Here is a 5,665-nt window from a genome sequence, read left to right on the forward strand (position 1 = left end):
AGGGGAGAAGTCGATCCCGCCGCGACGATTCGCCTACCGCAACCTCATCCGAAGCACACCATCCCACGCCCCGCACCACCCCTCCCCCGAAGTTGGGGGAGGGGTCGACCGCCGTTGCGAGGAACGAGCAAAAGGCCGGTCGGGGGAGAGGGCCCCCGAGGGTCGCACCACACCTTCCCGTTCACCCGTTCACCCGCGGGGTGCCTCTCCCCCGGCCCCTCCCCGTTCGTTCCTCACGGAGAGGGGAGAAGTCGATCCCGCTACGACGATTCGCCTACCGCAACCTCATCCGGAGCACACCATTCCCCGCCTCGCACCACCCCTCCCCCGAAGTTGGGGGAGGGGTCGACCGCCGTTGCGAGGAACGAGCAAAAGGCCGGTCGGGGGAGAGGGCCCCTGAGGGTCGCACCACACCTTCCCGCCCCCCCGTTCACCCGTTCACCCGTTCACCCGTTCACCCGTTCACCCCCCGCGTCCCAGCCTCTCCCGCAGCCACTCCGCCGCATAGTCGATCGCCGGCGCCGGCAGAATGTGTCCCGCGTTCCACCACTTGAGCTCCTTCGGCTCGCCGGCGGCGTCAAAGAGGCGCTGTGCCTGGTCGGGGCGCATGGTGCGGTCGCCGGTGCCGTGCACCATCAGCAAGGGCCGGCCGTTCAGCTTGCGGACGGCGCGGATCGGGTCGGCCACCGCGCGCGCGACGGCGCTCAGCGGCGTCCCCGAGGGAAGGTCGCCGCCAGCGGCCAGGACCACGGCGCGTACGGCGGGGTCGTCCGCGGCTGTCAGCACCGCGAGGAAGGAGCCCAGCGAGTAGCCCGCCACCGCCGTGCAGTCGCGGTCGATCTCCGGCCGGGCGCGCAGGTAGCCCAGCGCCAGGCGGCACTCCTTGAGCGCCGTGCGCCAGACGGACACGATGGCCAGCGGATTGCGCGCGGCCTGTGCCTGCAGCGGGTCGGCGCGGGTGCCGTGCAACGGCAGGTCGATGGACAGGCTGGCGATGCCGTGCCGCATCAGCGAGCCGCCCACCCCCTCGGCCACGTGCTCCTTGCGCGACGAGTAGCCGTGCAGCAGCAGCACCCCCGGCGCGGGAACGGGCTCGCGCGGCAGGAGCAGGATCGCGGGGATGGCCTCGCCCCCGGCGCGAAACTCCAGCACGATGCGGCGCCCCGCGGGGACGGCCTGCTCGGAGTGCGTGGTCTGGTGGATGCGCGTCGTCATGGCGGTGCGGCGGGGCAGAATCGGTGCCGCCGCCCGCGCAGCGGACCCGATTGCGGGAGGGGCGGGTAACCGGCTATCCTGAGTGGATTTCCGCAACTTTTCCCGATCGACCCGATCCATGCGCACCATCCAACGGTTCGCCCTGCTCCTGCCCGTGCTGGCCGCCTGCGGCACCGGTCCGCTGGACCCCGGCCCCTTCACCCTGGAGGGCAGCTGGCTGGGGCGCGACTACCCGTACGAGCTGTCGTTCGAGCTGGAGCAGGACGGCGACAACCGCGTCACGGGCACCGGGCGGCTCACCGGGCTGGCAGAGATCCTGGAGACCGTCGTCAATCCCGACGATCCCACGGACGTCGACACCACGTCCATCGACACCATCGCCACCGGCACCGTCACGTTCGACGTCGATGGCGACTGGAACCATCCCGATTTCGATCTGGAGCTCACGTCGGCCGGGTACGCCGGGGCCCTCTACGACGCACGGTTCGCCAACCGCGACACCGTTCGCGGCAACCTGCGGGGCTCCGGGTTCTCCAACCCGGAAATCGAGATCATCCGCCAGTCCACGCAGCCGTGACCCCGATGCAACGAAACTGGATCGCCGCCGCCGTGCTGGCCCTGACTGCCGCGCCCGCCGCGGCGCAGGACACCCTTCCCACCCCGGCGCCCGTGGACGTGCCGGCGCTGGAGCCGGCCGCGCTTTCGCTGGCGGGCGCGGAGTGCCAGGGGGTGGCGCGCTACCTGAACGTGCGCGGCGCCACGAGCGCGCAGCTTTCGCCGGACGGGCGCGAGCTGCTGTACATCACCTCCACCACCGGCCAGCCGCAGCTGTGGATCGCGCCGGTGCGCGCGGACGGCCCGGGGGCGCCGCGGCAGATCACCTTTGGCGCCAACCGCGTGCAGTTTGCCCGGTGGAGCCCGGACGGGCGCTGGATCGCCTACGGCACCGACCGCGGCGGCAACGAGCGCACGCAGTTCTTTCTCCTCTCCCCCGACGGCACGCGGGAGCGGGAGCTGACGCCCTCGGACGACTTTTTCCGCCAGTTCGCCGGCTGGTCGCCCGCCGGTAGCCGCATTGCCTACGTGAGCAACCAGCGCAACGGCGACGACTTTGACCTGTGGGTGATGGACCTGGACGCCGAGGGCCGCCCCGGCACGCCGCGGATGGCGATGCGGGGCGCGGGCAACCTGGCCGTCGAGGCGTGGCGCCCGGACGGCGAGGCCCTGGTGCTCAGCCAGGGACGCGGCGAGGCGGACAACGACCTGTTCATGCTGGACCTGCGCACGCAGAAGCTGGACACGCTCTTCGCCCCCGCGCAGATGTCCAGCTACCGCGGCATCCAGTGGACGCCGGACGGCCAGGGCTTCTTCGTGGCCACCAACCACGAGCGCGACTTTGCGGGGCTGGCGCACTACCACCTTTCCGACCGCGCGCTGCACTGGATGCAGCAGCCGCGGCGCGACGTGGAATCCGTCGCGCTGTCGCCCGACGGACGCCTCCTGGCGTACACGGTAAACGAGGACGGCTGGTCGCGGCTGATCGTCCGCGACCTGCCCGGCCAGCGCGACCTGCCGGTGAGCGACCTTCCCGGCGGCGTGATCGGCACCCTGGAATGGGCGGATGACGCCAGTCGGCTGGCCATCGGCGTCAGCGGCCCGGGGCTGCCGGGGGACGTATGGGTGTACGACGCCGCGTCGGCCCAGACGACGCGCGCCACGGAAAGCACGCTGGCGGGGCTGGATCCGGTGTCGTTCGTCTCCCCCGACCCGGTGACCATCGCCAGCTTCGACGGCGAGAACATCTATGGGCTGCTCTACACGCCGCGCGGCCCTGAGGGACGGCGCCCGCCGGTGGTGATGATGCTGCACGGCGGGCCCACCTCGCAGGCGCGGCCTGACTTCGACCCCGTCGTGCAGTACCTGCTGGCGCGCGGCTACGCGGTGCTGGACCTGAACTTTCGCGGCAGCACGGGCTACGGCCAGCGCTTCACGCAGCTGGACAACGGACGCCTTCGCCCCAACGCCGTGCGCGACATGCGGGCCGCGGTGGAGTGGCTGCGCGAGGCACGCCCCGACCTGGACGGCAACCGCGTCGCGGCCATGGGCGGCAGCTACGGTGGATACATGACGCTGGCCGCCGTCGCGCAGTTGCCGGAGTACTTCCAGGCGGGGGTGGATTTCGTCGGGGTGGCCAACTGGATCAGCGGGCTGGAGGATGCCTCGCCGCAGCTCAAGAACTCCGACCGCATCGAGTACGGCAACATCGACGATCCGGCCGATCGCGCGTTCTTCACCGAGATCTCGCCGCTGAGCTACGCGGACCGCATCCGCAGCCCCCTGCTGGTGGTGCACGGCGCCAACGACCCGCGCGTTCCCGTGGGCGAGGCGGACCAGATTGTCCGCGCCGTCCGCCACCGCCGCGGCGACGTGGAGTACCTGCGCTTTCCCGACGAAGGCCACGGCATCGCCAAGCTGCAGAACCGCATTACCGCGTACCAGCGCATCGCGCGCTTCCTGGACCGCGTGCTCGGCAACGAAGGGATGGTGTGCGGGGGGCGGTGAAGGGGTGAGCGGGTGAGCGGGTGACCGGGTGATGGGGTGAGGATCGCGGCCGCTTCGGACGGCTCCGCGCCGGCCCCCTCCGGACGGGCACCACCCGCCCACCTCCCCCGAAACTGCCGGGGGAGGTTGAGGTAAGGCGGAGTTCGGGGAGCTTCGGGGAGGGTGGTGCGGGATGGTAAGCGCCCCCCTCCCCGGCCCTCCCCCGCAAACAGCGAGGGGGAGGGAGAACGGCAAGGATAATCGAAGCGGAGATGATGTGGATCCCCTTGTATGTCAGAGATGAGCTAGCTTGTAGTGAGGATGCCAACCGGGGGTGAGTTTTCCACGCGCTGCGAGGAGAGCACCTTGGTGCAGCTCCCCGCAGCAGCGTGTGGAAAACTCGGCCGCCGCGGTTGAAAGCGTCGTCTCGTGCGACGCGTCGATGGAGAGGGTTCGGGCAGCTAGTCAAATCCCCTTGGTGCAAAACACCGTGGGAGAGCCAGAGCGTTCGAGCCCTTATCGCCCGTAGAGCCCGTACCGTTGCCAGGGGGAAAACCCCGCATCCGCAAGGAAGGGCCAGGCAGGCACGGCAGTCACGCCCAAACCACGCGACAGGGATGATCGAGCTTTTTGCCGGGATTGACGTTTCGAAGGAGCAACTGGACGTGGCGGTGCGTGGCCGCGAGACGCGCCAGTGGACCATCCGTTACGATGAGTCCGGGATCCAGGCCCTGGTCAAGGAACTCAAGGACCTCACACCCACTCTTCTCGTACTCGAAGCTACGGGCGGCCTTGAGGCGCCACTGGTCGCGGCGCTTGCTGTCGTCGGCATCCCCCAGGTGGTGATCAACCCACGGCAGATCCGTGATTTTGCACGCGCCACGGGGGAGTTGGCCAAGTCGGACGCGATCGATGCACGGATCATTGCGCTGTTCGCGGATCGGATCCGGCCGGAGGTCCGCCCGCTGAAGGACGAGGAGACGCGTGAACTCGATGCACTGATGACTCGTCGGCGTCAGTTGATCGAGATTCGGACGGGCGAGCGCAACCGGCTGTACTCGGCAGCTCCGGTTGTGCGCACGAGCATCGAAGAGCATATCGACTGGCTCGATGCGCGGATCGGCGAGGTGGATGAGGAACTGCAGCAGCGGATCAGGAAGAGCTGCATCTGGCGTGAGAAGGATGAGGTGCTGCGCAGTATGCCAGGGATCGGTCCGACCGTCTCGCTGTCGCTCCTGGCGGGTGTTCCCGAGTTGGGGACGCTGAACCGGCAGAAGATCAGCAAGCTGGTCGGTGTAGCGCCCCTGAACTGCGACAGCGGGACGATGCGGGGCCGGCGCCGGATTTGGGGAGGGCGGGCAGACGTGCGCAGCATGCTGTACATGGCAACGATGTCAGCCATACGCCACAACCCGATCATCCGGGATTTCTATCAGCGCCTGGTAGCACGTGGAAAGATCAAGAAGGTCGCGCTCGTCGCGTGTATGCGGAAGCTCCTCACCATCCTCAACCGGATGGTGAATGACAACACCACCTGGAACCCCGCGATCGCACTCGGTTGCGGCTGAATTCAACACCGTTGCTCTCCCGCTTGCGGGAGAGGGTGCGGCTCTCAGCCGCGGGTGAGGGCCCCGCGGACGCAGCGAGATGCCCGCTCGCCGCAATCGAATTCTCCCCTCTCCGCGCGTAGTTTGCGCGGGTAGGGGCCGGGGGAGGGGCCCCCTCGCGGACACCAGCCCGATCCCGCCGACGAGCCACCTTCCGTCGGCGCCGGCGTGTGGAGAGACCGACAGGTACCTGCGGCGCCTCCCTCAGGAGGACGGGCTGTTGTGGATGGTGAAGGAAACCGGGGGACGGAGTCCCGTCCGGACGGTTCACTTTTCAGGACACGATGGAAACGATGGACGCA

General features: G+C 69.3%; 4 protein-coding genes. 3 read left to right on the plus strand and 1 reads right to left on the minus strand.

The features are described 5' to 3' along the window. Positions 1–462: 462 nt before the first annotated feature. The gene (locus tag ACOJUJ_RS12185; RefSeq protein WP_420127152.1) at positions 463–1,215 is read right to left on the minus strand and encodes an alpha/beta hydrolase family protein; all 753 of its coding nucleotides are present in this window, start codon (positions 1,213–1,215) and stop codon (positions 463–465) included. A gap of 118 nt (positions 1,216–1,333) precedes the next feature. On the opposite strand from ACOJUJ_RS12185, the gene ACOJUJ_RS12190 reads away from it, so the two are divergent. The 3 genes from ACOJUJ_RS12190 (at position 1,334) to ACOJUJ_RS12200 (ending at position 5,324) form a co-directional block, all read left to right on the plus strand. After that, positions 1,334–1,792 (plus strand): hypothetical protein, encoded by a 459-nt coding sequence (locus ACOJUJ_RS12190; RefSeq protein ID WP_420127153.1) that lies wholly within the window; start codon positions 1,334–1,336, stop codon positions 1,790–1,792. A gap of 5 nt (positions 1,793–1,797) precedes the next feature. Continuing rightward, positions 1,798–3,777 (plus strand): S9 family peptidase, encoded by a 1,980-nt coding sequence (locus ACOJUJ_RS12195; protein WP_420127154.1) that lies wholly within the window; start codon positions 1,798–1,800, stop codon positions 3,775–3,777. 596 nt (positions 3,778–4,373) lie between these two features. Continuing rightward, positions 4,374–5,324, plus strand: a complete 951-nt coding sequence (locus ACOJUJ_RS12200; RefSeq protein ID WP_420127155.1) for an IS110 family transposase — start codon at positions 4,374–4,376, stop codon at positions 5,322–5,324. Positions 5,325–5,665 lie beyond the last annotated feature (341 nt).

It is taken from the genome of Longimicrobium sp. (assembly GCF_048594345.1).
Classification (GTDB): Bacteria; Gemmatimonadota; Gemmatimonadetes; order Longimicrobiales; family Longimicrobiaceae; genus Longimicrobium.

Excerpts from the sequence above, each read along its gene's own strand:
- ACOJUJ_RS12190 (WP_420127153.1), top strand. The coding sequence starts at position 1,334 with ATGCGCACCATCCAACGGTTCGCCCTGCTCCTGCCCGTGCTGGCCGCC.
- ACOJUJ_RS12195 (WP_420127154.1), top strand. The coding sequence starts at position 1,798 with ATGCAACGAAACTGGATCGCCGCCGCCGTGCTGGCCCTGACTGCCGCG.
- ACOJUJ_RS12200 (WP_420127155.1), top strand. The coding sequence starts at position 4,374 with ATGATCGAGCTTTTTGCCGGGATTGACGTTTCGAAGGAGCAACTGGAC.
- ACOJUJ_RS12185 (WP_420127152.1), bottom strand. The coding sequence starts at position 1,215 with ATGACGACGCGCATCCACCAGACCACGCACTCCGAGCAGGCCGTCCCC.